This window comes from Rhizobium sp. RAF36 (assembly GCF_052114105.1).
Classification (GTDB): domain Bacteria; phylum Pseudomonadota; class Alphaproteobacteria; order Rhizobiales; family Rhizobiaceae; genus Rhizobium.
In genome coordinates, this window is record NZ_JBFREC010000002.1 from 449,847 (window position 1) to 475,607 (window position 25,761).

Sequence of the window (25,761 nt, forward strand, 5' to 3'; positions counted from 1 at the left end):
GCTACTCTCCAGTCGGCGCAAAGATTAACGCCAAGCTCTCGCATAGTAAAGAGGATAGAGGAATAAAATCCTGTTTTGGATCAGGCGACCATCGCCATGTTGATCTTGCCGAGCTGGATGACAGCTTGGGTGCGGCTATCGACATTGAGCTTCAGCAGGATAGCCGAGACATGCGCCTTGATCGTCGCTTCGGAGACGCCGAGTTCATAGGCGATCTGCTTGTTGAGCAGGCCTTCGCCCAGCATGGTCAGAACACGGCTCTGCTGCGGCGTCAGCGTATGCAGGCGGTGGATCAAATCAGCGACATCAGGGTCCTGTTCCTGCCCGTCGCGATAATTCTCCGGCGTGGCGATATCGCCGGCCAGCACCGTCTGGATGCCGCGGCGGATATCCTCGATGCCGGATGATTTCGAGATGAAGCCCGAAGCGCCGAGTTCCAGCGCCCGGCGGATCGTCGTCGCGTCGTCGGTGGCGGATATGATGACGATCGGCAGGCTGGCGAATTCCGAGCGCAGCGACATCAGGCCGGAAAACCCGCTAACCCCTGGCATGGCCAGATCGAGCAGCATCAAGTCGGCATCGGGATGATCGCTGGCGGCAGCACGCGCCGCGCTGAAATCCCCGGCCTCGATAATCGATTGCTGTCCGTCCATGCCGGATACGGCCTGACGCAGCGCATCCCGGAAAAGCGGGTGATCGTCCGCAATGATGATCGTCTGTTCCTGCATCGATCACTCCCTCCCAAGAGCCGATCCCGTCCTCCCACATGCGGCAGCGCGCGCCACACATGTCTCCATTCTTATATGACTATATCAAATCAGGTCTTTTGCGGAAGGGGCGCCGTCTTCTCATCCTCCTGGAATTGCTTCACCACGCCCATGAAGCTCTTCATCATCTTTTCCATGATGCTGATCGAGCGGTCGATCTCGGCATCCGAGGGCAGGGCCTTGTTGACGATGCTTTTGTTCTCAAGCGCGCCGACGCGCTCCGAGAGCCGGTCGAGCTCATCCTCGTAGGCGGCCCGCTCATCGGCGGCCATGCGGCAGACCAGCGATCCCTCCTTCTCCTCGCAAAGCGACATCGCGCCGGTCTGCTTGTCGAGACGGATGAAATGGTCACCGCTGCGCTCCAGCTGGAAACGCGCTGCGTCAGGCTCGGCGGCGAAAAGCGTCGCGGGCATAAGCAAGGCTGCAAGTCCGATTGCGATCGTCTTCATCAGATCATCCTCCGGATTTTGGGTGCGGCTGTCGTTTTTCGCCTGCGGGCCGTGGACATCGCCGTCTCTTTGCGGCAAAGCGCTGGCAACCAGGATCAGCCATTCGTGAGGCCATCATGACCGTGACACCGGCCGTTTACAAGATCGTGACGGAAATGCTCTGGCAGCAGGCGCGGGAAGCAGGCGTCTTCCGCGGCGCCGGCATCGATCTCAACGATGGTTTCATTCACCTTTCGACCGCCGCCCAGGCACGCCAGACCGCAGCGCTCTATTTCGCAGGGCAGGCGGGTCTGATGCTCATCGCGATCGACAGTGCAAGGCTCGGCGACAATCTGATCTTCGAGGCCTCGCGAGGCGACGATCTCTTCCCGCATCTCTATGGCGAGCTGCCGCTTTCGGCGGTGATCTGGGAAAAGCCGCTGCTGCTCGACGAGGCAGGCAATCATATCTTTCCGGAGCTTATCTGATGCTGGACCTTTTCAAGCAGGCCACCCGCAAGGGCCTCTTCCTCTTCGATCCGGAAACGGCGCATGGCATGTCGATCGCCGGACTTAAATCCGGTCTCGTACCGGCTTGCCGCATTCCCGCCGATCCGCGGCTTGCACAAACGGTCGCCGGCCTGACATTCGCCAATCCGCTCGGCATGGCAGCCGGTTACGACAAGAACGCAGAAGTGCCGGAAGCCCTGCTGCGGCTCGGCTTCGGCTTTACGGAAATCGGCACGGTGACGCCCAAACCGCAATCAGGCAATCCACGCCCGCGCATCTTCCGCCTGGTCGAAGACAATGGCGTCATCAATCGCCTGGGCTTCAACAACGAAGGCCACGAGGCGGCCTTCCAGCGCCTCTCGGCGATCCGAGGCGATGGCATCATCGGCGTCAACATCGGCGCCAACAAGGATAGCGAAGACCGGATCGGCGATTACGTCACCGGCATCCGCCGCTTCTACTCCGTCGCCCGCTATTTCACGGCCAATATCTCCTCGCCCAACACGCCGGGCCTGCGCGATCTGCAGGCGCGCGAAAGCCTTGCGGCCCTTCTGTCCGCCGTGCTCGCCGCCCGCGACGAGGAAGCGAAGAAGGCTGGCCGCCGTGTGCCGGTTTTCCTGAAGATCGCGCCTGATCTGACCGAAGAGGGTATGGACGATATCGCCGCTGAGGCCCTGGCGCATGCGCTGGATGGCCTGATCGTTTCCAACACCACGCTCGCCCGCTATGGCCTGAAGGATCAGCGGCAGGCGAAGGAGGCTGGTGGCCTTTCCGGCGCGCCGCTCTTTGCCAAGTCGACAGCGGTTCTCGCGCGGATGCGCAAGCGCGTCGGTCTGTCCCTGCCGATCATCGGTGTCGGCGGTGTGTCCTCGGCTGAAACCGCGCTTGAGAAGATCAAGGCGGGCGCGGACCTCGTGCAGCTCTATTCCTGCATGGTCTATGAAGGCCCGGGTCTGGCTGGCGACATCATCCGCGGCCTGTCGAAGCTTGTTGATCGCGAGAAGGTCTCATCGATCCGCGAGCTGCGCGACAGCAGGCTCGATCACTGGGCTGCCGCGAAGGTCTGATCGGCGCGCGGCTTGACCAGCATCGCCAGGAAGATGCCGCGAAACAGCAGGAAGGCGTTCATCGCCAGCCAGAGGCCGTGATTGCCGAACAGCGGTACGAAGACCGCCAGCGCTGCCAGATATCCGGCAAAAGACATCAGCATGCGGTTGCGCATGTCTGAAGACCACGTCGCTCCGATGAAGACCCCATCCATCAGGAAGGCGAGTGCTCCGGTTAGCCCGGTGATCGCCGCCCACGGCATGTAGGTGTTGGCGGCTTCGCGGACGTCAGGGGAGGTAGTCAGCACAGAGATCAGCCACGGCCCGGCGGCAAAGAAGAAAGCCGAGACAGCCGCCGCAAGTCCGAAAGACCAGATCGTCGTCAGCTTCAGGCCGCGATCGAAAGCCGGACGGTGCGCCGCACCGATTGCCCGGCCGGTGATCTGCTCGGCAGCGTTGGCAAGGCCATCGAGATAATAACCTGACAGCAGAAAGAAGTTCATCAGCACCGCATTGGCCGCTAGCGTCACGGCGCCGAAGCTGGTGCCGATCCGGGTCATGATGGCGAAGGAGCCGATCAGCACGAAGGTACGGATCAGGATATCGCGGTTGAGCGCGAAGAGTTCTGCCAGCCGGTGTCTGGAGAAGATCTCGCCGCGTTGCGGGCGCTCGCGTCCCTTGAAGCTGCGAAGCACGATCACCAGACCGGCGAACGCGCCAATCGTCTCACCCACCATCGTGCCCCAGGCAACGCCTGCGACACCCCATTCAAGCTCCAGACCGAGATAGATGGCGAGCACGATATTGATGCCGTTGATGAGGATTTGCAGCGAAAGGCCGATCGTGCCCTGGCCGCGTCCAAGGACGAAGCCGAGAATGGCATAGTTTGCGAGTGCAGCAGGCGCTGCCAGGATACGGATCGAGAAATAGGTGCTGGTCGCCTGCGCCACGGCCGCTTCCGGCCCCATCAGCTTCAGCCCCGCCGCCAGAAGCAGCGGGGACAGACAGAGTAACAAGACGCCGCAGCCGATCGCCGAAATCATCGCCCGCCAGAACACGCCCTGCTGCTCCCGCAGATCACGCCGGCCAAGCGCCTGCGCCGTCAGGCCGGTCGTCGAGGCGCGGAGAAAGTTGAAGCTGCCGAGGAGGAGATCGAAGAGCATGGCGCCGATCGCAAGGCCGGCGAGCGCGTCCGGTCGGCCCATATGGCCGACGACGCCGGTATCGACAAGGCCGAGCACCGGCGTCGTCATGAAGCCGAGGGTCATCGGGATGGCAATCGACAGCACCAGCCGGTGCGTCACGTCGAATGCCAATGGGGTGCGGTCTTCAATCCTGCTCATGCCTGCCTCGAAACGGGAGGCAGAATCGCCTCAGTTCGAGAGCACCATGGCCCAATAGGGCCAGTTGTTGGAAGATGCATTATGCGCGACCGCAACGCCGACGCCACTATAGCGGCCGAGCATGTTTTCCAGATGATGCGGCGAGTTGATCCACGCCTGAACGATGCCATCGACCGACTTCTGGCCGACGCCGATATTCTCGGCCGCCGGAAGCTGCACGCCGCTCGCCTTGACGCGGGCGCCGAAGCTGTCGGACATGCCCATGAGATGCGCCATCTTGCCGGCTCTCGCCATGCGCTTCGCCTGGAAGATTGCCGCCGCACTTGCCGCCGGGTCGATGCTCAGCGGCGGCAGGCCGTTCTTGGCACGCAGCTGGTTGACGAGCGGGAGAGCGGCCGCCGTCTCGTCCTGACCGTCAGAGGGTGTCGATGACATCTTCGGCGTGGTCGTGCAGCTTGCAACGCCTGCGACAAGTGCAAGGCCTGAAAGGCGCAGCAACCCGCGCCGGGAAACGATTGTGAAGGTCATGATCAGCGGCGATAGTTGAAGAGACGGATGATGACGAAGATCGGAATGACGATCGTGGCGCCGAGCAGCAGATAATCGCCGACGCGGCCGAGGGCCGAGAAGCCGCGATACCAGATTTCCCGGATGAAATCGCGAATGCCGTAGACGATCTCATAGGGCGTCCAGCCGAAGATCGTCATGACGAAGCCGACGATCAGCGAAACCACCAAGAGCTTCACCAAAGTTCGGCCGAGCGAGTCGCCGAGAAACTTGTTCACCTGATCGGACATTCACATCTCCTGTTTACCCTGAGATACGGTTGCGAATCATTGCTCGCAAGCCTTTTCCAGAGCTGTCCGCCCCGCCTCTGAAATAGGACTTGAGTTTTTTTGTGGCCACCGCCAAATGCGCGGGCACTCACAAGGTCCCATCATGCAGCAGAGCCAGCTCTCTTCAGGCGACGTCATTGCCGACCGCCGCGCCGATTATGCCAAGATGCTCGATGAGGGCGGCGAGCCGGAGGCGGCGGCGGAACTCATGGAACAGGCCCTGGAACTGACGCCATCCTGGGCGGCCGGCTGGTACCGGCTGGCGACCTACCGGGAAAAGGCCGGCAACACGGCTGGCGCTGCCGATGGCTATAGGCAGACCGTCGCGCTCGACCCCGAGGATATCTTCGGTGCAGGTCTCAAGCTCGCGCTGCTCGGCGAAGCGGCCACACCGGACCAGCCACCGAGCCGCTATGTCGAGCGTCTCTTCGACGACTATGCCGGGCGTTTCGAGACATCGCTTGTCGAAAAGCTCGACTATTCAGTCCCGCAGAAGCTGGCAGCGCTCGTGGCATCCACCGGCCGCCGCTATATGCTGGCCGTCGATCTCGGCTGCGGCACGGGCCTCCTCGGCCCGGAAATCCGTGAAGCCGTCGATGCTCTCGAGGGCTATGACATCTCGCAGAACATGCTGGCCAAGGCAGAAGAGAAGGGGATCTACGATCATCTCGCCCAGGCCGATCTCTCGCTCTCTCCCAAAAGCTCCGGCATCTTTTCAGGTAGACGCGAAACCCGCGCTGACCTGATCACGGCTGCCGACGTGCTGATGTATCTCGGCAATCTCGAAAGCGTTTTCCTGATCGCGGAACGGCTTGCGGTGCCGGGCGGCGACTTCGCTTTCTCCGTCGAGGATGCAGGCGAGGGCGACGGCTTTCATCTGGCGCCTTCGCTGCGCTATGCCCACACGGAAACCTATGTCCGCAGCCTTTGCGCGCGCCATGGCTTCGATGTGCTGAAAATCGAGAAAACCACCATTCGCAAAGATGGCGGAAAACCAGTTTCCGGTATTCTGTTCCTTACGCGCCGGGGCAAATGAGCGCATAAATCTTGCGAATTTGAAATAGGTCAGCATTGCTTACATATTTCGCTTGCTCGCAAGTGCGAAAAGCCCAATAATTCCGCCATCAGCCGACCGGCGCCGCCATCTAAAAGCAGGAACGCCCCGGCTCTCTCATCATAGAAAATCCATCGCGCAGGAGTGTCTCCGGCGCTCTTGAACTCGTCTGCCGTTTGGAGATTAGCGACATGACCCAGCTCATCAGTGCCCTCGGTTTCTGGAACACCAGCGCCACGCGCCACACGGCCGTCGAAGATGTGCAGGGCATATTCACCGGCAGCCTCGTCTCCGCGCTCGGCCTTTATGTTCTCGCCAGCGCCGGCCTCCTGACCGGTAGCACCGCGGGCATCGCCTTCCTGCTTCATTATGCGTTCGGCATCAATTTCGGCCTGGCCTTCTTCTTCCTGAACGTGCCGTTCTTCTATCTTTCCTGGAAGCGTCTCGGCATCGCCTTCACGTTGAAGACCTTCATCGCCATCGCTCTCACCTCGGCGCTGACGAGCCTGCAGCCGAAGGTCATGGCGATCGCTACGATCCAGCCGGCATGGGCGGCCCTTCTCGGCGGCCTGCTGCTCGGCTTCGGCCTTCTGGCGCTGTACCGCCATCGCGCCAGCCTCGGCGGCGTCGGCATTCTCGGCATCTATATGCAGGAGCGTTTCGGCATCCGCGCCGGTCTCGTTCAGCTCGCCATCGATATGTGCGTTCTGGCGGCAGCCTTTTTCGTCACCACGCCGCCGGTTGTCTTCTATTCAGTGCTGGGCGCGGTGGTGCTCAATCTGTTTCTGACGATCAACCACCGCGCCGATCGCTACATCGCGCTGTGAGCGCGCGTGAACAAATCGTAACTTGCCTCATCCATGCTGCAGCGCGAAAATGACCTCGCGCCGGAAATGATGAGGTGACGATATGTCAGAACTGGAAAAGCTTGTCAGACGCCGCATGAAGGAAGAATACGCGAAGGGTGCCTCAGCTGAGGAAATCTCCCAGACCCTCCGCCAGGTCTTCAACAGCGTCGATCCCTCCGCCGAACGGCCGGTCCAGACCGCACCCAAGACGAATTGATGAATGAACCCCTCTCCCCGTTTGGAGAGAGGGGCTCGTAGACTCAGGCAGCCTTTGCCGGCTGGTCGATCGGGTGCTGTGCCCGGAAGCCGACGGCGAGGCGGTTCCAGACATTGATCGCGCCGATCGCCACGGTAATCTTGGTGATTTCTTCTTCGCCGAAATGCGCCTTCAGCGCTTCGTAATCGGCATCCGGAGCGCCGGTCGAAGCGATGTTCGTGACAGCATCGACCCAGCCGAGCAGCGCACGTTCCCTGGCATCATAGACCGGCGATTCACGCCAGACGCACATCAGGTTGATCCACTGTTCGGAGAGACCGTCGTGACGCGCTTCCTTCACATGCATGTCGACACAATAGGCGCAGCCGTTGATCTGCGAGGCGCGCAGCTTGATCAGGTGGATGAAGCGGCGCTCGAGACCTGAGGTCTGGACATACTGCTCCAATGCAGCGACAGCCTTGTAGGCATCAGGGGCAGCCTTGGCGAAATTGAAACGGGGTTGCATCGTCATTCTCCTTTGGGGGTAAGGCTCATCGAGCCGCTTTGCGTTCGTTCAAGTCCATGAAGGCGCAGCCGCGGGCGGCGATGCCTCCGTCATCATCGGCGGCAAGGTCCGCCAGAATGTCTGCGATCTTTGTCTTGGCGAGTTCGACGCGATAGGCGCGCTCGGCCTTCAGCATCGCCGCCGTGACCTGGCACGGCTTGGTGAAATAGCGCTGCGGCAGCGGGTTTGGCCCGCGCTGGCGTATTTCGCTGCAGCGGAAGGCGGGCGCCGGACCCTCGACGGCAAGCACGATATCAAGCAGCGAAATAGCATCGGGCTTTTTCGCCAGCCGGTATCCACCCTTCGGCCCCGGCACAGTCTTGACCAGACCAGCCCCGGAAAGCGCCTGCAGGTGCTTCAGGAGATAGCTCGTCGAAACACCGTGAAATTCGGCAAGTGCGGCGGCCGAGAGCACGCCTTCGGCAGAAAGACCGGCAAGCACCGCTACGCAATGAATGGCCTGCTCGACACCGTCGCTGAGTTTCATCGAAGTCACCTCCTCAATTCATGGATAAAAAATATCCATGATTATTGCGGGGGTCAAGCGGGTTGTTAAACGGGAGCAAATTTCAGCCGCGAGGCGGGATTTGCTTGTCGAGCCAGGTGGCGAAATAGTCCGGCCATGCCGCCGTATCGGTGCCCTGTACGCCCATGCCGAAGCCATGGCCGCCAGTCGCCAGCCGATGCAGCTCGACCGGCACGCCTGCCTTCTCGCAGGCAGCTTGCATGATCAGGGTATTCTGCGGATCGGAAATCGGATCGTCTTGCGCCTGCACGAGGAAAACCGGCGGGCAATGTGCCTTCACGTGATCTTCCACCGACCACTCCGAAGTAAGGGCCGCACCCGGATGGCTGCCGATCAGCACCTTTCTCGTCGAGGTACGGTCGAACGGCGGTTTCAGGGTGATGACGGGATAGATCAATGCCGCAAGATCCGGCCGCGCCGAAAGCCCGTCGGCCGCATCGATCGGCTCGTAGGAAGCGAAAGCCGATCGCGTCGCTGCCAGGCCGAAAAGGTGGCCGCCAGCGGAAAAACCGAGGACACCAAGGCGATCAGGATTGATCTGGAAGGTTACGGCATTCGCCCGGATCAGCCGCAGCGCCCGCTGCGCGTCCTGCAGCGGCGCCAGTGGCCCGGCCTTCCAGCCTTCGGCCGGAAGCCGGTAGGAAAGCACGAAGGCGGTGATCCCGCGATCGTTCAGCCACTGCGCGGCCGGAAGCGCTTCGTTCTGCATCTCGATGCGCTTGTAGCCGCCGCCCGCTGCGATCAGGAAGGCCGTCCCATTGGGAGCTTTCGGCGCAAAGACATCGATCTTCGGCACCGCGATGTTGCTGACCGCCCCCTTGGAATTCTGCCGCACATCGCCCGACGGACCACCACCGCCCGGAGGAGAGCTCGGCCACAGCGGCAGGCTGGCGGGTGCCGCGGCTGCCGCTCTAGATATCCCGGGAAGAAGGGCGAGTGCGCCGATGGCGGCAAGGATCGAGCGGCGTGTCGGCATCTTCTGTCTCTCTTCGGTGTCAGCCGTCAGGCCGCTCCAGCAATGCGGCGAAAATGCAGATCGCTGACTGGGACATCTTGCCAAGTGGCTCCGTCAGGATAGAAAGAGCCAAACCGGGAGGGGGAAAATAATGGCATTCACAGGCGTCTTGAACTCTTCGGCAGACCGCCACTCGCTCCTCGACGACGCGCAGGGGCTGGTTGCCGGAAGCATGCTTGCGGTGCTCGGCGTCTCGCTGCTCTCAGGCGCCGGCCTTCTGACAGGCGGCACGGCCGGCATGGCCTTCCTGTTGCATTACGCCACCGGCTGGAGCTTCGGCCTCTGCTTCTTCGCCGTAAACCTGCCCTTCTATTATCTCGCCTTTCGCCGCCTCGGGCCTGCCTTCACGGTCAAGACCTTTATTGCGATCGCCATGACCTCGGCACTGTCCGAGGTTGCGCCTCGCTTCATCAGTCTTTCGCATGTCGATCCGATCGCCGGTGCCCTCTTCGGCGGTCTGGTCATCGGCGCGGGCATGCTGGCGCTCTTCCGCCATCGCGCCAGCCTGGGCGGCGTCGGTATTCTGGCGCTCTATATCCAGGATCGTTTCGGCTGGCGGGCAGGCCTCGTCCAGCTCGGCTTCGACGGCATCATTCTGGCGCTGTCCTTCTTTGTCGCCAGCCCGTTCATCATCGCCTGCTCGGTGCTTGGCGCAGTGGTCCTGAACCTCACGCTCGCCATCAATCACCGCAAGGACCGCTATATCGCGATGTGAGATCGCGCTCTTCTCTTTCGCCCTGATTTCACTACCTTTATGGCGTGGACCAAGTCGATACCGATACCAGCCTTGCCCTGCCTGCCCCTTTTCTCCGCTGGTTTGCGGAAAAGGGTTGGCGGCCGCGCACGCATCAGCTGGAATTGCTGGCGCGCGCCGAAGTCGGCGAGAGCACGCTGCTGATCGCGCCGACGGGCGCCGGCAAGACGCTGGCCGGATTTCTGCCGGCGCTGACCGATCTGACCCGCCGCGGCAAGATCCCACCGGGATCCGCCTTCACCGGCATCCACACGCTCTACGTCTCGCCGTTGAAGGCGCTTGCCGTCGATATCGAGCGCAACCTGACCAAGCCGGTCGAAGAGATGGGCCTGCCTGTCAGCATCGAAAACCGCACCGGCGACACGCCGAATGCCAAGCGCCAGCGCCAGAAGCTCAACCCGCCCGATATCCTGCTGACGACGCCGGAGCAGGTGGCGCTGCTGCTGGCCAACAAGGAAGCCGAACGCTTCTTCAAGGACCTGAAATATATCGTGCTGGACGAGCTGCATTCGCTCGTCACGTCCAAGCGCGGCCACATGCTCTCTCTCGGCATTGCCAGGCTCCGCAGGCTTGCCCCCAACCTGCAGACCATCGGTCTTTCCGCCACCGTCGCCGAGCCGATGGATCTGCAGAAATGGCTGGTGGCGCAGGAGGAGGGCGAGGAGAGACATGCTGGTCTCGTCACCGTCGAAGGCGGCGCGAAGCCCGATATCTCGATCCTGAAGACCGAGGAACGCATTCCCTGGTCGGGTCACTCCGCGAAATATGCCATTCCGGATGTCTATAAACAGCTTCTCGATCATCAGACGACGCTGCTCTTCGTCAACACCCGCTCGCAGGCCGAAATGCTCTTCCAGGAACTCTGGACGATCAACGAGGACAACCTGCCGATCGCCCTGCATCACGGTTCGCTCGATGTCAGCCAGCGGCGCAAGGTGGAAGCCGCCATGGCCGCCAACAAGCTGCGCGCCGTCGTCGCCACCTCGACGCTCGATCTCGGTATCGACTGGGGCGACGTCGACCTCGTCATCCATGTCGGCGCGCCCAAGGGCGCCTCGCGTCTCGCCCAGCGCATCGGCCGTGCAAACCACCGAATGGACGAACCGTCAAAGGCGATCCTCGTGCCTGCCAACCGCTTCGAGGTGATGGAGTGTCAGGCGGCGCTCGATGCGAATTACATCGGTGCGCAGGATACGCCGCCGGTTGGCCGCGGCGCGCTGGATGTGCTGGCGCAGCACGTGCTTGGCATGGCCTGCGCGGAGCCGTTCGACATGCTGCAGCTCTATGACGAGATCCGGACCGCGTCCCCCTATGCCGACCTCGCCTGGGAAACCTTCGAGCAGATCGTCGATTTCGTCGCCACCGGCGGCTATGCGCTGCGCACCTACGAGCGCTACGCCCGTATCCGCAAAACCAGCGACGGTCTCTGGCGAGTCTCCAATCCACAGGTGGCACAGCAATACCGGCTCAATCTCGGCACCATCGTCGAGAGCCCGATGCTGAACCTGAAGATGGTCAAGCGTGGCGAAGGCGGCCGCATCGGCCGCGGCGGGGCGGTGCTCGGCAAGATGGAGGAGTATTTCTTCGAGCAGCTGTCGCCGGGCGATACCTTCATCTTCTCCGGCAAGGTGCTGCGCTTCGAAGGCATCCGCGAAAACGAGGCGCTCGCCTCGCAGGCCTTCTCCCTCGATCCCAAGATCCCATCCTATGCCGGCGGCAAGTTTCCGCTCTCGACCTATCTCGCCGATCAGGTCCGCTCGATGATCGCCGATCCTGACCGTTGGCACCATTTGCCGGATCAGGTGCGTGACTGGCTGTCGCTGCAGAAAGACAAGTCGATGCTGCCGAAGCGCGACGAGCTGCTGATCGAGACCTTCCCGCGCGGCAGCCGCTGCTACATGGTCGCCTACCCCTTCGAGGGGCGCTTGGCCCACCAGACGCTCGGCATGCTGCTCACACGGCGGCTGGAGCGCGCAGGCGCGAAACCGCTCGGCTTCGTCTGTACCGATTACTCGCTCGGCATCTGGGGCTTGGAGGATATGGGCCAGATGATCTCAAGCGGCCGCCTCAGCCTCGCCGACCTTTTCGATGAGGATATGCTCGGCGACGATCTGGAAGAATGGCTCGACGAATCCTTTCTTTTGAAGCGCACCTTCCGCAATTGCGCCGTGATTGCAGGCTTGATCGAGCGCCGTCACCCGGGCAAGGAAAAGAGCGGCCGGCAGGTCACCGTTTCCGCGGATCTGATCTATGACGTACTGCGAAGCCACGAGCCTGATCACATCCTGCTGCAGGCGACGCGGCAGGATGCCGGCACCGGGCTTTTGGATATTTCCCGGCTTGGCGATATGCTGAGACGAATCAAGGGTCACATCACGCATCGCGCGCTGGACCACATCTCGCCGCTCGCCGTGCCCGTCATGCTCGAGATCGGCAAGGAGGCGGTGCCGGGCGAAGCCCATGATGCGCTGCTGGCCGAAGCGGCAGACGACCTCATCGCCGAGGCGATGAGCTGAAGATTTAGGATAGAAGACCGCAATGAACCGCCTGGCGCTGGCGCGCGAACTCAACGGATTGGTCCCGATGCCCGGCGTGGAAACGTCGGTCGCTGGTGTTGCCGCCGTCTGCGATCCACTCGGCGCGCTCTATCTGCCGGAAACAGGTATGCTCGTCGTCTCCGACCTGCATCTGGAGAAGGGGGCAGCCTTCGCCCGCCGCGGCATGATGCTGCCGCCTTACGATACGCTGGCGACGCTCACCGTTCTCTCGGCCGTCATTGCCCGCTACGATCCGAAGATCGTCGTCTCGCTCGGCGACAATTTTCATGACCGCGTCGGCTCGCAGCACCTGCCGGAACCCTTCCGCATGCTGATTGCGGACATGGCCCGCGGCCGTGAATGGATATGGATCAACGGCAACCATGACCCTGACGGCACCGTCGATCTGCCCGGCATCTGCGCCGACGAGATCCACTATGGGGGCCTCACCTTCCGGCATGAGCCGAAGGGTGGATTGCAGCAGGGCGAAATCGCCGGTCACCTGCATCCGGCCGCCACCGTCCGCCGCCGCGAAAAATCGATCCGCCGTCCCTGCTTTGCCACCGATGGTTCTCGCCTGTTGATGCCCGCCTTCGGCGTGATGAGCGGCGGCCTCGATCTCGGTCACAAGGCGATGAAGGGCCTGTTCGACCACGCATCGCTGGTCGCCCATCTCCTGGGCCGCGACCGCATCTATTCCGTCAGGTTCGGAAACCTGCGCGGCTAAGTTCGCGCCTCAATCGCACCCATTCAGCTGCTGCTGGTAGGTCGCGGCCATGTTCGCAAACTTCTGCGCCGTCTTCTGCAGCTGGCCGTTCGAGCGCCAGTCGCCGCGCTTGTAGCCGGTTGGGCCGGAATAATAGGCGAGGTAGAGATTGTAGGCATCATTGCGTTGGATGCCGGTCGCTTGGCTGTTGCTGTAGTGGTACCAGGCAATGAAATCGATCGCGTCGGCGAAGTTGGTGCGGCGGCCGGTCCAGTTTCCTGTCTCGGACTGGTAGTGGCTCCAGGTGCCGTCGAGCGCCTGTGAATATCCATAGGCGGTCGATTGCCGCGTCCAGGGAATGAAGCCGAAAAGTTTGGTGCGCGGCGGACGGGCGTTCGGCTGGAAGCCGGATTCCACATACATCGTCGCCATCAGGATCGGCACGGGAATGCCGTATTTCTTCTCTGCGCGCTCGGCCTCGCGCTGCCAGTTGGTAAACAGGCCGTCGCGCTGGTCGAAGACCGCGCAGATATTTCGTGTCTGACGGGGCGCCGTCGCACAGCCGGCAACAAGTGCCAGCAGCACCAGGGCGAGAAGTGTACGGATACGCAAAACTGAACCTCTCGTTTCGAGAGATTACTAACTCGTAAATCTTAAAGACCGGTTTTTATTCAAAGGCGAAGTTGTGTCCCTCAGAAGGCGGGATGTGGGCGCGCTGGCGCGGCCAGGGATTGATGCCATCTCTCAGCCACAGAGCCGTGTCCAGCCAGGATCCTGCTGCAGGGCGGGAATGAAACAGGCTGACATAAGTGTCGGCTGTTCGGCCGTTTGGTGAGACCCGCCTTCTCGGCTACAACAACATCAACGAAACCTAAACCGCTTTCGGCACCGCGTAGCGCAAAATAACGCCGCCGTTCTTGGTCGCCGTGCTCTCGATAAGCGTCATGGCGCGCTGTTCGCTGGCGGGCTTGAAATGGGGATTGCCGCTGCCGAGAATGACTGGCACGAGGCAGATGCGGATCTCATCGACCAGCCCGGCCTTCAGCATCCCGTCGGCGAGTTCGGCGCTGCCGAAGATGAAGATCGTCTTGCCATCCTGCTGTTTCAGCTTGGTGAGTTCGGCGACGGGATCGCTGACGACGCGCGTGTTGTTCCAGGTCGCCTCTGTCAGGGTGCGGGAAACGGCGATCTTGGCGATGCTGTTCATATAGGGCTTGATATTGTCTTCGTCTTCGGTCGTCGTCCAATAGGCGGCCATGCCCTCGTAGGTCTTGCGCCCGAAGACCAACAGGTCCCCTTCCTTGCCGAACTGCTCTGAATAGGCTTCCAGCTCCGGTCCCCAGACCAGCGTATGGAAGCCGATATCCCAGGGCTTCGTGCCCTCGAAATAGCCATCAAGCGTCATCAGATTCCAGACAACGAGCTTGCGCATTTGCATTTCCTCCCTTTGAACGTCTAAATCTATCATACTCAAAACTGATTGCGAAAAGCAACCGGTTGAGTACGGGGTAAACCACCGGCAAAATGCAATCGGTTTTGGGAGCTGGGAATGAATGAGTTGCACCGCTCGGGTTGCCCGATCAATTTGACGCTCGAGGTCCTCGGCGACAGATGGAGCCTGATCGTCATCCGCGACATCATGTTCGGCAATCGCCGCCATTTTCGCGAGCTGCTGCAGAATTCGGTGGAGGGGATCGCCTCGAACATCCTGGCAGACCGCCTTCGCCGTCTCGTCGACAAAGGGTTGCTTACTAAAGAAGACGATCCGAGCCATAAGCAAAAGTCGGTCTATAGCCTCACCGAGATGTCGATCGATCTCGTGCCCTTGTTGGCGCAGATGGGCGCCTGGGGGCGAAAGCACATGCCTGTTTCAGAGGAGCTGGCGATCCGCGCCGAACTGCTGGAAAATGGTGGAGCGCAGCTGTGGAACGATTTCATGGATGAGCTGCGCGCCAAGCATCTCGGCATGGAGCTTCCACCGGGAACACCTTCGGTCCTTGGGCGGCTGACAGAAGCCTATCTCGAGGTCATAGCGCGGAAGAAAAGCGCCTGATCAGTCCTTGCGGAAGACGATGCTGGCCAGCCAGCCGGTGATCAGCGCCAGAAATACGGAGAAGGCGCCGTAAAGGATCGGCTTCTCGTGCGCTGCATCGGTGATCATCTGCTCGATGCCGGTTTTGATGACGCGCAGCGGCACGGATTTCTGCGTCACTAGCTTTCCGCTCTTGAACAGATAGGCGCGCACCGTATGCACGCCGTTCGGAATATTGGCTGGAAGCCGCAGGCTCGCCTTGAAGAGGTTGGAGCTGACGAAGCGGACCCCCGAGGGATCACGCTCGTAGAGGCCGCCGCTCTGCTGCAGACGGCGGAAGGATTCGCGGAATTCGCCGAGACTGCTGCCATCGCCGACATAGCCGACCGGCGTCAGCGGAATATGGTCGATGCCGATCCCCTCGTCGGTGAGGTCGAGCGGGGTCGTGACGTCATCGATCGCCCGTGAACTCGACATCGAATAGGAATGCGGCACCGCCTCGAAGGTCATCGAGCTGGTGTTGATCCAGATGCCGAAGACGCGTTGCTTCTTGCGCACCGTGGCGTTCTCGCGCGGCCCCTCCAGAACGACGACCACGTCATATTGCCCGACGGCCAGCAGCAGCTGGTCGGTCTCAGTGACGGCGCCGAAGATCGTCAGGTCCGCGCCGCGGAAATCGGAGGTGATGGCGATTTCGCTGGTCGAGGTGCCGATCTCCAGGCCTTCGCGGGAGCTCTCGGAATTCTGCCCGGGCAGCAGCATCTGTGCAGATGCAAGGCCGGGCAGGAGGAGGGCGAGCGACAGGGCGAAGGCAGGAAGGCAGCGCATCAATTGCCTCCCATCACGATCGAGTAGATATCGGCAGGCGTGACGACCAGCGAAATTGCCAGACGAATGCCGACTGCAAGAACCAGCAGACCGAGAAGGGCGCGCAGCTGTTCGCCGCGCAGCTTCTGGCCGACACGCACGCCATACTGCGCACCGATGACACCGGCGACCATCAGGATGAAGGCGAGCACGATATCGACGGAAAAGTTCGTCGCGGCCTGCACGATCGTCGTGTAGGCGGTGACGAAGATGATCTGGAACAGCGAGGTGCCGACGACGACATTCGTCGGAATGCGCAGCAGGTAGATCATCGCCGGAACCATGATGAAGCCGCCGCCGACACCCATGACGGATGTCAGGATGCCGATCCCGAAGCCGAGCGCGATCACCGGGATGACGCTGAGATAGATCTTCGATTTCTTGAAGCGCACCTTGAAGGGCAGGCGATGCACCCAGTGGTGATGCCCGGGCTTGCGCGGCGCCGGCGCCTCGTTCTTTGCCGCGCGGCGCATCGCGTTGACGCTTTCCAGCAGCATCAACCCGCCGACGGTGCCGAGAAACACGACGTAAAGCAGGGAGATGAACAGGTCGAGCTGGCCGAGACGGCGCAAGAGCGAGAAAATCCAGATACCGACGGTGGCGCCGGAAAGGCCGCCGATCAGCAGCACCGATCCCAGTTTGACGTCGAGCGTGCCGCGCCGGAAATGCGTGATCGCGCCGGAGATCGACGATGCCACGACCTGATTGGCACCGGTGGCGACGGCGACGACGGGTGGGATGTTGTAGAAGATCAACAGCGGCGTGATCAGGAAGCCTCCGCCAACGCCAAACATGCCCGACAGGAAGCCGACCGCGGCGCCCATGCCAAGAATGATGAAGATGTTCACCGACAACTCTGCGATGGGCAGATAAATTGCCACAACCGACCCCGATTACTCACTGCCCCCGCCGGGCAGACGCGCTTGTCCCGTTCGAATGGCGCATCATACTTGGAAATCGTTGCCAGAGGCTTTCGAGAAACGACATCCGTTCCGCACATTCCGCGGCGATAACTCCCGAATAATCCGGCTTTTTTCAGGATTTATGACAGGCCTTCGCGAAGTCCTGATGTTTTCTTGCCCGGCACCTGTCTGTGGCGCCGGGCAAAGACCATCTCTTGCCTAGAGACCGGCCCGTGCCAGCCCATGTTCGACAAGCCGGTCGATGACCTCGGGATAGCTGACGCCGCTTGCCGCCATCGCCTTCGAATACATGCTGATATCGGTGAAACCGGGGATCGTGTTCACCTCGTTGATCAGGAAGCGCATGTCTTCGGTCAGAAAGAAATCGACGCGGGCCATGCCGTCGCAGCCAAGCGCGCGGAAGGCGAGTGCCGCGGTCTCGCGGATCTTTGCCTCGATCTCCGGCGGCAGCTCCGCAGGAACCTTCAGTGCCGCGCCGTCCTCGTCAATATATTTGGCATCGTAGCTGTAGAAGCCATGGCTTTCAGCCGGGATGATCTCGCCGGGGCGCGAAACGAAGAGCCCGCCCTTGGTGTCTTCAAGCACACTGCATTCGATCTCGCGTCCGCGAATGAATTCTTCGGCGAGCAGCTTCCGGTCATGCTTGAAGCCTTCGGCGAGCGCGGGGCCGAATTCCTGGCTGCCGGAAACCTTGCGGACACCGACCGACGAACCCTGCCGCGCCGGCTTGATGAACAGTGGCAGGCCAAGTTCGCCTTCGAGGTCGCCGAATGCGGGTGCCTTTCCCTCATGGATCGTCACCGCCCGGGCAACCGGCAGGCCGGCAGCGCGCAGCAACTGCTTGGCGATATCCTTGTCGAGCGCTGTCGCCGAGCCGAGGATGCCGCAGCCCACGAGCGGCACGCGGGCGACCTCGGCCAGCCCCTGCACCGATCCGTCCTCGCCATGGATCCCGTGCAACACTGGAAAGAGGATGTCGATCTTGCCGGCATCGCTCATCTTGTCTGCGTCAATCGCGATCATCCGTCCAAATCCGCCCGGCACAAGCGCTAACTCGGTGCCGCTGAGAGGCTTGGTCAGGTTTCCATTCTCGAAACGGCTGAGCAGCCACTGACCCTCGCGGGTGACGAACACCGGAACCGCTTCGTATTTCGAAGGCTCCAGCGCCCGCATCACGTTCGTTGCGGATAGCACCGAAACGTCATGTTCCGCCGAGCGGCCGCCGAAGAGCACGGCGATGCGCAGCTTGCCGCGGGAAGATGTCATGAAAACCTCCGGAATGATCTGGTGTTGAAATGGTCAGAAGCCGATGGCGATGCCGCGATTGGCGAAGAAGCGGTCGAAAACAGAAAGCGGCAGCGTCACGTCGGCCTGGCTTGCGGCATCGTGACCGGATGGATTGTGGAAGCGGATCGTCTCCGGCGAGGCCGCCGTGACCAGAACCAGGTGTCCGCCCTTCGACGGCGGTACGCGGTTCGGCCAGCGAATGCCGCTATTGACGGAGGCGATGAAGAACGGCCGCTCAGCCAGAAGCGCCGGGATAGCTGATGTCTGGACGCCGGTCATCGTCTCGGCGGCAAGTCCGAAATGCTCGCGCACGTAGGTTACGAAGGGCGCATAGATCAGCCCCTTGATCGAGGCATCCAGCTCGTTGACGACATAGCCGCCATAGGCGGTGCAGACCCGCGCCAATGCCAGCGTCGGGTGGATCTCTCCGCGGGCGGCCAACACCATCTTCAGGCAGGCCATGCCGCAGACGTTGACGGCCCAGCGCGCGTATTCCTCCACAGTCTCCGCGCCCGACCGTTGCCAGAGCGGATCGCGCAATAGCGCCGTAGAGCCCTCGGCAAGTACGGGCAACGTCATGTCAGCCGTTTCCCACTGGCTGAAATAGGGCACGCTGTCCCGCTGAATGCTCACGAATCCCCCGGCTGGCAATCAATCACGGTGGCGAAACTCCAAAAGCAAAACGACCCTTTTGCGGCGAAGGCAAAAGGGCCGTTCCGATTTCACGCTTTTACGCCGGCGTTATGCCTTGGTGGCGTTCTTGGCGTTGCGCTCCAGCAGAGCCTTGACGGTGTCGTCGTTGATCTTGCCGGAGGGATCCTGGCCGATCGACTTCTGGAAGCTCTTGATTGCCGAGACGGTCTTGGCGCCCATCTCGCCGTCCGGCGTACCGGCGTCGAAGCCGTTATTGTTCAGGATCGCCTGAATGTTGCGGATCGCCTTCTTCATGTCGACGCTGGAGGTGCTGGTGCCCTTGCCGGTCCAGGCATCAGGCACGTCGATGCCGTTGGCCTTGTTGTCGAGTTGCTGCGGCTTCCAGGCGTCGGTGGTGGCGCGCGCCTTTTCGAGATCGGCAGGCTTCATCGCCTTGGCCACTTCGTCGCGCTTGGCACCAGCGTCCTTGTCGCCACCCTTGGCGGCGATCGCGAACCACTTGTAGCTCTCGCCGAGATCCTGCGTCACGCCATTGCCGCGGGCGCAGAGGATGGCGAGGTTGAACTGGCTGTCGGTGATGCCGAGATTGGCAGCCTTGGTGAACCAGTTCGCCGCCGTCGCATAATCCTGCTGTCCGAGCGCGCCGGAGGCGTAGAGCACGGCAAGATTGTGCATGGCGCTGGCATTGCCCTGGTTGGCCGCCTGCTCGTAATAGTCCTTGGCCTTGTTGATGTTGCGGGCGACACCGGTACCCTTTTCATAGATGCTGCCGAGGCGGTACTGCGCCGGGGCAAAGCCCTTGTCCGCAGAAAGCTGGTACCACTTGACGGCATCGGCTTCGCTGACCGTCACGCCGTTGCGGCCTTCGCTGTAACGGGCAGCGATTTCGAACAGGGCGAGTGCATCGCCAGCGCGTGCCGCGTCGGCAAGTGCCGCCGGCTGGATCACGTCAGGAATGGTCAGGCCCGGCTGGGCCGGTGCCGCGTTGGTCGAGGCCGGGGCATCCTTCGGCGCGAAGGCCGTGGCGTCCTGCGTCGGGGCGCCCGGCGTCAGGGTCGCAGCGCCTTCGCCGTCGAGCGGTGCCGCATCGGTCAGGTGCTCGGTTGGTGCAGTTGGCGGAACGGCGGCCTGAGGCGCAGCTTCGGGAGCAGCGGGTGCTTCATTCTGGGCGGCTACAGGTGCATCGGCCTGCGGAGCGGCCGACGTGTCGGCCGTTGCTGGAGTCTGCGTGGCATCGCTCAGCACGGCCACTTCGGCTGGCGGTGCGCTTTGGCCGGATGTCAGCGTCCGGGCAAGCGGGAACGCCATGATCGCCAGAAGAACGGCGCCGACGGCGAGAAGCAGCGGACGGCGGAAGCGCGAGAACGAGCTTGCGCCACCGGCAGGCTTCGGAGCCTTGGCTTTCTTCTCACCCTTGACCGGCTGTGCCTTCGGGTCGGATTCGATTGCGGCAGCCTGTGCCGCGCGGCGGGCGGCCGCGATATAGTCGGCGCGATCGTTTTCGGTCGCGGGCTTTGGATTGGCACGCGCTGCACTCTGGCTGGCGCGAACCCGCTCCAGGATCTTCTTGACGTCAGGGGCGCCGGAGCCCGGCTCCAGCAGCTCGTTGGCCTCTTCGGACGGCACGACATCGACAGGATCGATCGACGGGACCGGATCAATGACAGTGCGCTCGCCGGCCTGAGCCTTCGGCGCCTTCTTACCCGGCATCAGCTTCTTGCCGAGCGCCAGAAACAGGCTCTTGCTCTGCTTGGCGTCAGCGGCGGGCTTGGTAGCGGCCTCGATGGCGATTGCGCTGGTGTGGCTGACGGGAGGCTGCATCGGCTGCTGCGCAGCCGGTTCGCTGACGGCGCGGGCAGCGGGTGCGGCAGCTGCAGTCTTCGTTCCAAAGACTGCAGGCCTTTCGGCCTCCGCGCCGGCCGGAATCAGCGAATAGGGATCGACTTCGAAATCGGCATTGGCGGCCGGCATCCGTGCAGCCGGCCTGCTGTTGCGCGTTTCCATGTCGTCAAGCCGGTCGGCAATGTGGACGAGCGTTTCATGTAGGGCCTGGAACGTCTTGTGGGTGCGTTCCTCGCCGCTGCGGCTCAGATCCTCGAGTTGGCGAAGATCGGCGGCAAGGGCGTTCAGGGCCGACATGTCGGCGGCCGGGACGGAACCTGCCTGCAGGTTGCCATTGCGGGAATAGGCATCGACCACCGCTTCGGCGGCCTGGCGTGCGGCTTCGATGATATATTCGTCGCTCGTTGCCATGTAATCTTCGATCGCGCCCATGCGACGGTCGAGATCGATCGACAGTCCCTCGTTGCCGCGCGGTTCGTGCAGCAGTGCCGAAAGATTGGCGATCTGGTCTTCAAGGCTCTTCAGTGCTCGCGAGTCGGTTGCCGGTGCCGCCGTGCTTTCTTCCAGCCGGGCGGCGATGTCGCTAAGGCGGCCCTCGATGCGGCGGAAGGCGCTGTCATCGACAGGCGCCTGGGCCACCGGCGCAGGCTGCATTTCCATCTGGTCGATACGGCGGGCGAGATAATCGAGACGCTCGGCCAGAACATCGTTGACCGCACCGCTTTCGAGCGCATCGATCTTGCGGGAAATATCGGCCAGCGCGCCGTTCAGTTCAGGCTGGGCAGCGGCCTTGTGGGTTCGCTCCAGCATGTAGGACAGCTGTTCCAGCCGTTCGTCCAGGCGCGAGCTTGCCTTGGTGTTTGCCAGTTCCTCGACGCGGCGCGTCAGCATTTCCAGCCGGTCGGCCATGCCATCGGCAGGATTCGAGCGGCTTTCGACACTACGGCCCATCAGGTCGATCTGTTCGGCCAGGGCGTTCAGGCGGCCTTCGAGGCGGTGCATCAGCGCCGGATCGCCGCTGGTGGCATTGCGGCTGCTGGCGGCGATCGCCCGGCTGATTTCGTCGAGGCGCGTATCCATTGCCGCGAACTGCTCGGACATTGCCCGGTCATGCGGCTGGATCATGCTGCCGAACTGTTCCATCGCGCTGGCAATGGAGATCAGCTTGTCTTCGAGTGCCCGCACGGCCGGGCTTTCGCCCATGCCGCCGATGTGGCGCTTGATATCGTCAAGGCGGTAGGCGAGCGTCACCAGCTCTTCCTGCAGGCCCGCCGTGTCGAGCGCGTGCAGCTGGTTTTCGAAACCATCCCAGCGGCTTTCCATGTGACGCACGGAATCTTCGCGGGCGAGGCCGTCCATCAGCGAGCGCAGTTCGTCGAATTCGCTGCGCAGTCCCGCAGCTTCCGGACCGGCAGAGCGGTGCGACAGCTGGTCGATGCTCTCGGCCAGGCGGCCCATGTCTTCGCGGATGTCGTCGGCAAAGCGGCGATCTTGCGCCGATGACTTGAGGTCGCGAAGCTCGCTCCGCAGCGCACTCATTTCGCGGGTTACACCTTCGGAGATGTCGCGCTTGAGATCCTGGCGCAGGTTGACCAGCGCCTGGGCGATCTCGGTCATCGTGTCGCTGGAGGCACCATAGGCGGGAGCCGGTGCTGCGGCCGGCGCCGGAGCGCGGATCGCGGGTGCCGGTTCGCGGTAGGCAGCAGCTGCCGCGCGTTCGGCGGCGGCGCGTTCGCGTCCCTGTTCCAGCATGCGCTGGCGCTGGCGGATTTCGGCGAGCGGATCGGGACGTGCTGCTGCGGGAGCGGCGTAGGCCGGTCGCGGCTGCTCGTAGGATCGCACATAGGCGTCACGCTCCGGCGGCGCGTTGCGCGGCGCAACGTCGCGCGGGCCATTGCCGCCCATCAGTCCTTCGATGCGCGCCTCCAGGCCTTCGATCGTGCGATTAAGCGCGTCGAGAGACGACCTTTCGGGGCTCCGGGGAGAATTTGATCGCGATCCGTTCATCTTCTTGCTCGCTTCGTCTGCCTCAACCCTCGTCAGGGTTCGGCTATTGGCTTGAGAGACCGTACATCCGAGTTTAGTTTTTTAGACTTTCCTCAAGCTGGACGGCGTAGCGGCATTCCGAAGAAACGCGAGACTTGAAAAAGGAATGCGGATTACCACTGCTCACCGCGCACCTTTCACGAAACGTGGTAAACAACCCGTTAATTTGCGTGAGAATTTTTTAACGTTTGGGTCTTTGCTGTGCTTTTCCGGGGCTTAGGAGCGCCGCGCCTTGATCGTGTTCATCACGAAGCTGGTCTCGATCGTATCGACGCATTTCAGCTTGGCGATCTTGTCCTTGATGAAACGTTCGTACTGATCAAGCCCGGCACTCATCACCTTCAGCACATAGTCTTTCGAGCCGGTTACCAGATGGCACTCCAGTACTTCGTCCCAGCCGCGTACTGCATTCTCGAACATCTGGATCTCGTCCTCGTGCTGGCGGCTGAGCCCGATCGAGGCGATCGCCGTCATCGTCCAGCCCTCGACGGCGGGATCGATCAGCGCCGTGTACCCCTTGATCACACCGGTCTCCTCCAGCCGCCGCAAGCGCCTCAGGCAGGCGGAAGCCGATAGCCCGACGCGCTCGGCCAGCTCGTTGTTGGTGATACGTGCATCGGCTGCCAACTCCCGGAGGATACGGCGATCGATCTCGTCGGCAATTTTCTGCGTCATGCTGATGAAACTCCGCAATAAGTTGCTCTGTGGAACATCATGCCGCGTGAAATAGCAAGAAAGTGCCGCCGCATTTGATATAATTTGCGGTGCGAAAACCGTGACATCGATCGAGGAGACATCCGATGACTGCGCCGCACCCTTCGAGAACCCATATCGGCAATCATGCCCTGCATCCGGAAACCCAGATGCTGAACTATGGCTATGATCCCGAACTCTCCGAAGGCGCCGTCAAGCCGCCGGTCTTCCTGACCTCCACCTTCGTCTTCAAGTCCGCCGAAGATGGCCGCGACTTCTTCGACTATGTCTCCGGCCGCAAGGAGCCGCCGGAAGGCAAGGGAGCTGGTCTCGTCTATTCGCGCTTCAACCACCCGAACAGCGAGATCGTCGAGGATCGTCTTGCCGTCTATGAGCGGACGGAAAGCTGCGTGCTGTTTTCATCGGGCATGTCGGCGATCGCCACGACGCTGCTGGCCTTCGTTCGCCCCGGCGATACAGTGCTCCACTCCCAGCCGCTCTACGGCGGCACGGAAACGCTGCTCGCGCGGACCTTCCTCAATCTCGGCGTCTCGGCCGTTGGTTTTGCCGATGGTGTCAGCGAAACCTCAGTAGAGGCAGCAGCCGAAGAGGCCATGGCCAAAGGCCGCGTTTCGGTCATTCTGATCGAAACGCCGGCCAATCCGACCAACAGCCTGGTCGATGTCGCGATGATCCGCCGCGTCGCCGATGCGATCGGCAGGAAGCAGGGTCACACCCCGATCGTCGCCTGCGACAACACGCTGCTCGGCCCGGTCTTCCAGCGGCCGATCGAGCATGGCGCCGACATCTCGCTCTATTCGTTGACCAAATATGTCGGCGGGCACTCGGACCTGATCGCTGGTGCCGCCCTTGGCCGCAAGGCTGTGATGAAGCAGGTGAAGGCGTTGCGCGGTGCCATCGGCACGCAGCTCGATCCGCATTCCTGCTGGATGCTCGGGCGGTCGCTGGAAACGCTGCAGATCCGCATGGAGCGGGCAAACAGCAATGCCGAGGCGGTTGCCGGTTTCCTGCGCGATCACCCGAAGGTCGAGCGGATTCACTATCTGCCCTACAATGACGCGCAGTCGCCGGTTGGGCAGACATTCGCCACGCAATGCAGCGGCGCGGGTTCGACCTTTTCTTTCGACATCAAGGGTGGCCAGCCGGCCTCGTTCAAATTCCTGAACGCCTTGAAGATCTTCAAGCTCGCCGTCAGCCTCGGCGGAACGGAATCCCTGGCCTCTCACCCGGCAACGATGACGCATTCGGGCGTTCCGGCAGATGTGCGTCAGCGCATCGGCGTACTGGAATCGACGATCCGGCTGTCGATCGGCATCGAGCATCCCGACGACCTGATCGCCGATCTGGCATTGGCGCTCGACGAAGCGTGAGGGCGGGCGGCCTCAGGCCGCCGCTACCTCCCTGACGTCATCGAGGAGAAAATGCACGACGACATATTTCGTCGTGTAGTGCCTGCCGCTATCCGACGTCAGGTCGGCGCTGCCGCCGTCGGCCGGATGCCAGGCATGATAATGGGGGTTGGTGGTGATCAGGGTAATCGCCTTGCCGGCAAATCGGCCGTCGAGGCGATAACGGGCCTCGGCCAGAGGCCAGATCCGCTCGTAGTCTTCCTGTGGAATACGAACCTTCAGCGCGTTGCGACGGGTGGCGGCGCCATGCGTCCCATCCTCGTGGGTCACCGCTGGAAGGTCCAGCACCACTTCCTCCGCATCCTTGAGAACGAAATTGAATTCCTCAGGCCACATGCGTCTCATGAAATCGCTCCTCCCAAGCTCATTCTTCGGTTAGCCAGCGAAATGTAACGCGTCTGTCGGCGGAAGCAACAGCCGGTTATGAAAGCCAGTCCGGAAAGTCCTCGCCGGCGGGGACCCGGTCCCATGCCTGGGCGGCAATCTTCCAGCCGTCACTGCCCTTCACCAGCAGCATCATCTCGACATTGTTGCTGCGATCGCGTCCATTCTCGATCGCCTCGCAACTGGCAACGGCGACGGCGATATTGCCGAAAACCAGGATCTTGCTTGCAGGACAGTGCTCGGCAAAGGCCCGAAGGGAGGTCTGCGACAGGCCTTCCATGCGCTCGAGAAACTTGGCCGCCGTCTGCGCTCTTGCCGGGCGCGCCGATGCGAATAGCTGGGCATCCGGATGGAAGTCCTCCATGAAGCCATCGGCATCCGGCCCAGCACCGTAAGTCCAGCTCAGATGGGCAAACTGGCGTGCGATGAGATCTGCAATGGCGCGATGGTCGTCCATGCGCTCCTCCGGTTGC

At 62.1% G+C, this 25,761-nt stretch carries 28 protein-coding genes; 10 read left to right on the plus strand and 18 right to left on the minus strand.

The features are described 5' to 3' along the window. Positions 1 to 80: 80 nt before the first annotated feature. Together AB4Z25_RS08130 and AB4Z25_RS08135 are read right to left on the minus strand one after the other, a co-directional pair. The gene (locus AB4Z25_RS08130) at positions 81 to 728 is read right to left on the minus strand and encodes a response regulator transcription factor (protein WP_112538565.1); all 648 of its coding nucleotides are present in this window, start codon (positions 726 to 728) and stop codon (positions 81 to 83) included. 89 nt (positions 729 to 817) lie between these two features. Continuing rightward, positions 818 to 1,216 (minus strand): hypothetical protein, encoded by a 399-nt coding sequence (locus AB4Z25_RS08135; RefSeq protein WP_112538566.1) that lies wholly within the window; start codon positions 1,214 to 1,216, stop codon positions 818 to 820. Between the two features lie 116 nt (positions 1,217 to 1,332). On the opposite strand from AB4Z25_RS08135, the gene AB4Z25_RS08140 reads away from it, so the two are divergent. Continuing rightward, on the plus strand, positions 1,333 to 1,683 hold the full coding sequence (locus AB4Z25_RS08140) for a DUF952 domain-containing protein (protein WP_112538567.1): 351 nt from the start codon (positions 1,333 to 1,335) through the stop codon (positions 1,681 to 1,683). Continuing rightward, on the plus strand, positions 1,683 to 2,771 hold the full coding sequence (locus AB4Z25_RS08145; protein WP_112538568.1) for a quinone-dependent dihydroorotate dehydrogenase: 1,089 nt from the start codon (positions 1,683 to 1,685) through the stop codon (positions 2,769 to 2,771). The genes AB4Z25_RS08140 and AB4Z25_RS08145 overlap by 1 nt, the downstream gene beginning before the upstream one ends. On the opposite strand, the gene AB4Z25_RS08150 is transcribed toward AB4Z25_RS08145, so the two are convergent. Genes AB4Z25_RS08150 through AB4Z25_RS08160 form a run of 3 tightly spaced genes read right to left on the minus strand, consistent with a single transcriptional unit; the run spans position 2,747 to position 4,890 of the window. Then, positions 2,747 to 4,093 carry an MATE family efflux transporter gene (locus tag AB4Z25_RS08150; protein WP_442207928.1) on the minus strand — a complete coding sequence of 449 codons (1,347 nt, stop codon included), beginning with the start codon at positions 4,091 to 4,093 and terminating at the stop codon, positions 2,747 to 2,749. The genes AB4Z25_RS08145 and AB4Z25_RS08150 overlap by 25 nt on opposite strands. Before the next feature lie 30 nt (positions 4,094 to 4,123). Next, positions 4,124 to 4,621, minus strand: a complete 498-nt coding sequence (locus AB4Z25_RS08155; RefSeq protein ID WP_112538570.1) for a CAP domain-containing protein — start codon at positions 4,619 to 4,621, stop codon at positions 4,124 to 4,126. Positions 4,622 to 4,623: 2 nt separating this feature from the next. Further along, entirely contained in the window at positions 4,624 to 4,890 is a 267-nt protein-coding gene (locus AB4Z25_RS08160) for a DUF6460 domain-containing protein (RefSeq protein WP_025555281.1), read from the minus strand. A 142-nt stretch (positions 4,891 to 5,032) separates the two neighbouring features. On the opposite strand from AB4Z25_RS08160, the gene AB4Z25_RS08165 reads away from it, so the two are divergent. The 3 genes from AB4Z25_RS08165 to AB4Z25_RS08175 all read left to right on the plus strand — a co-directional run bounded on the left by AB4Z25_RS08165 (position 5,033) and on the right by AB4Z25_RS08175 (position 7,048). After that, on the plus strand, positions 5,033 to 5,965 hold the full coding sequence (locus AB4Z25_RS08165; protein ID WP_112538571.1) for a methyltransferase: 933 nt from the start codon (positions 5,033 to 5,035) through the stop codon (positions 5,963 to 5,965). 209 nt (positions 5,966 to 6,174) lie between these two features. Then, positions 6,175 to 6,810 carry a YitT family protein gene (locus AB4Z25_RS08170; RefSeq protein ID WP_112538572.1) on the plus strand — a complete coding sequence of 212 codons (636 nt, stop codon included), beginning with the start codon at positions 6,175 to 6,177 and terminating at the stop codon, positions 6,808 to 6,810. Between the two features lie 82 nt (positions 6,811 to 6,892). Beyond that, positions 6,893 to 7,048 (plus strand): hypothetical protein, encoded by a 156-nt coding sequence (locus AB4Z25_RS08175; RefSeq protein ID WP_310293121.1) that lies wholly within the window; start codon positions 6,893 to 6,895, stop codon positions 7,046 to 7,048. Between the two features lie 43 nt (positions 7,049 to 7,091). Here the strand turns inward: AB4Z25_RS08175 and AB4Z25_RS08180 are convergent, their stop codons facing one another. The 3 genes from AB4Z25_RS08180 to AB4Z25_RS08190 all read right to left on the minus strand — a co-directional run bounded on the left by AB4Z25_RS08180 (position 7,092) and on the right by AB4Z25_RS08190 (position 9,094). After that, on the minus strand, positions 7,092 to 7,553 hold the full coding sequence (locus AB4Z25_RS08180; protein WP_112538573.1) for a carboxymuconolactone decarboxylase family protein: 462 nt from the start codon (positions 7,551 to 7,553) through the stop codon (positions 7,092 to 7,094). 25 nt (positions 7,554 to 7,578) lie between these two features. Then, positions 7,579 to 8,079 carry an RrF2 family transcriptional regulator gene (locus AB4Z25_RS08185; RefSeq protein WP_112538574.1) on the minus strand — a complete coding sequence of 167 codons (501 nt, stop codon included), beginning with the start codon at positions 8,077 to 8,079 and terminating at the stop codon, positions 7,579 to 7,581. 82 nt (positions 8,080 to 8,161) lie between these two features. Beyond that, positions 8,162 to 9,094: an alpha/beta hydrolase gene (locus AB4Z25_RS08190; RefSeq protein ID WP_442207929.1), complete on the minus strand. Its 933-nt coding sequence runs from the start codon at positions 9,092 to 9,094 to the stop codon at positions 8,162 to 8,164. 130 nt (positions 9,095 to 9,224) lie between these two features. Between AB4Z25_RS08190 and AB4Z25_RS08195 the strand changes: the two genes are divergently transcribed. The 3 genes from AB4Z25_RS08195 to pdeM are packed head-to-tail and all read left to right on the plus strand — an operon-like array spanning position 9,225 to position 13,151. Continuing rightward, positions 9,225 to 9,848 (plus strand): YitT family protein, encoded by a 624-nt coding sequence (locus tag AB4Z25_RS08195; protein ID WP_112538576.1) that lies wholly within the window; start codon positions 9,225 to 9,227, stop codon positions 9,846 to 9,848. A 44-nt stretch (positions 9,849 to 9,892) separates the two neighbouring features. Beyond that, positions 9,893 to 12,403 carry a ligase-associated DNA damage response DEXH box helicase gene (locus tag AB4Z25_RS08200; protein ID WP_112538577.1) on the plus strand — a complete coding sequence of 837 codons (2,511 nt, stop codon included), beginning with the start codon at positions 9,893 to 9,895 and terminating at the stop codon, positions 12,401 to 12,403. A 22-nt stretch (positions 12,404 to 12,425) separates the two neighbouring features. Beyond that, positions 12,426 to 13,151 carry a ligase-associated DNA damage response endonuclease PdeM gene (gene pdeM, locus AB4Z25_RS08205; RefSeq protein ID WP_112538578.1) on the plus strand — a complete coding sequence of 242 codons (726 nt, stop codon included), beginning with the start codon at positions 12,426 to 12,428 and terminating at the stop codon, positions 13,149 to 13,151. 9 nt (positions 13,152 to 13,160) lie between these two features. On the opposite strand, the gene AB4Z25_RS08210 is transcribed toward pdeM, so the two are convergent. Next, positions 13,161 to 13,742, minus strand: coding sequence for a transglycosylase SLT domain-containing protein (locus AB4Z25_RS08210; protein ID WP_112387514.1), 582 nt, complete (start codon positions 13,740 to 13,742; stop codon positions 13,161 to 13,163). A 259-nt stretch (positions 13,743 to 14,001) separates the two neighbouring features. Then, positions 14,002 to 14,562: a dihydrofolate reductase family protein gene (locus AB4Z25_RS08215; RefSeq protein WP_112538579.1), complete on the minus strand. Its 561-nt coding sequence runs from the start codon at positions 14,560 to 14,562 to the stop codon at positions 14,002 to 14,004. 117 nt (positions 14,563 to 14,679) lie between these two features. Here AB4Z25_RS08215 and AB4Z25_RS08220 point away from each other — a divergent pair, with 117 nt between their 5' ends. Then, positions 14,680 to 15,183 carry a winged helix-turn-helix transcriptional regulator gene (locus AB4Z25_RS08220; protein WP_112538580.1) on the plus strand — a complete coding sequence of 168 codons (504 nt, stop codon included), beginning with the start codon at positions 14,680 to 14,682 and terminating at the stop codon, positions 15,181 to 15,183. On the opposite strand, the gene AB4Z25_RS08225 is transcribed toward AB4Z25_RS08220, so the two are convergent. The 6 genes from AB4Z25_RS08225 to AB4Z25_RS08250 all read right to left on the minus strand — a co-directional run bounded on the left by AB4Z25_RS08225 (position 15,184) and on the right by AB4Z25_RS08250 (position 23,456). Further along, positions 15,184 to 15,990, minus strand: coding sequence for a TIGR02186 family protein (locus AB4Z25_RS08225; RefSeq protein WP_112538581.1), 807 nt, complete (start codon positions 15,988 to 15,990; stop codon positions 15,184 to 15,186). Next, a complete protein-coding gene (locus AB4Z25_RS08230; protein ID WP_112387518.1) occupies positions 15,990 to 16,910 on the minus strand; it encodes a sulfite exporter TauE/SafE family protein in 921 nt (306 codons plus the stop codon). The genes AB4Z25_RS08225 and AB4Z25_RS08230 overlap by 1 nt, the downstream gene beginning before the upstream one ends. A 240-nt stretch (positions 16,911 to 17,150) precedes the next feature. Next, a complete protein-coding gene (locus AB4Z25_RS08235) occupies positions 17,151 to 18,218 on the minus strand; it encodes a D-alanine--D-alanine ligase family protein (RefSeq protein ID WP_112538582.1) in 1,068 nt (355 codons plus the stop codon). A 33-nt stretch (positions 18,219 to 18,251) separates the two neighbouring features. Then, positions 18,252 to 18,866 carry a C39 family peptidase gene (locus AB4Z25_RS08240; RefSeq protein ID WP_112538640.1) on the minus strand — a complete coding sequence of 205 codons (615 nt, stop codon included), beginning with the start codon at positions 18,864 to 18,866 and terminating at the stop codon, positions 18,252 to 18,254. Positions 18,867 to 18,980: 114 nt separating this feature from the next. Further along, entirely contained in the window at positions 18,981 to 22,742 is a 3,762-nt protein-coding gene (locus AB4Z25_RS08245; RefSeq protein WP_112538583.1) for a peptidoglycan-binding protein, read from the minus strand. Between the two features lie 255 nt (positions 22,743 to 22,997). Continuing rightward, entirely contained in the window at positions 22,998 to 23,456 is a 459-nt protein-coding gene (locus AB4Z25_RS08250; RefSeq protein ID WP_112538584.1) for an Lrp/AsnC family transcriptional regulator, read from the minus strand. 125 nt (positions 23,457 to 23,581) lie between these two features. Here AB4Z25_RS08250 and AB4Z25_RS08255 point away from each other — a divergent pair, with 125 nt between their 5' ends. Further along, the gene (locus AB4Z25_RS08255) at positions 23,582 to 24,865 is read left to right on the plus strand and encodes a cystathionine gamma-synthase family protein (protein WP_112387522.1); all 1,284 of its coding nucleotides are present in this window, start codon (positions 23,582 to 23,584) and stop codon (positions 24,863 to 24,865) included. A gap of 12 nt (positions 24,866 to 24,877) precedes the next feature. On the opposite strand, the gene AB4Z25_RS08260 is transcribed toward AB4Z25_RS08255, so the two are convergent. Both AB4Z25_RS08260 and AB4Z25_RS08265 read right to left on the minus strand, forming a co-directional pair. After that, positions 24,878 to 25,249, minus strand: coding sequence for a hypothetical protein (locus AB4Z25_RS08260; protein ID WP_112387523.1), 372 nt, complete (start codon positions 25,247 to 25,249; stop codon positions 24,878 to 24,880). A 76-nt stretch (positions 25,250 to 25,325) separates the two neighbouring features. Next, entirely contained in the window at positions 25,326 to 25,745 is a 420-nt protein-coding gene (locus AB4Z25_RS08265) for a hypothetical protein (RefSeq protein WP_112538585.1), read from the minus strand. Positions 25,746 to 25,761: the final 16 nt, after the last annotated feature.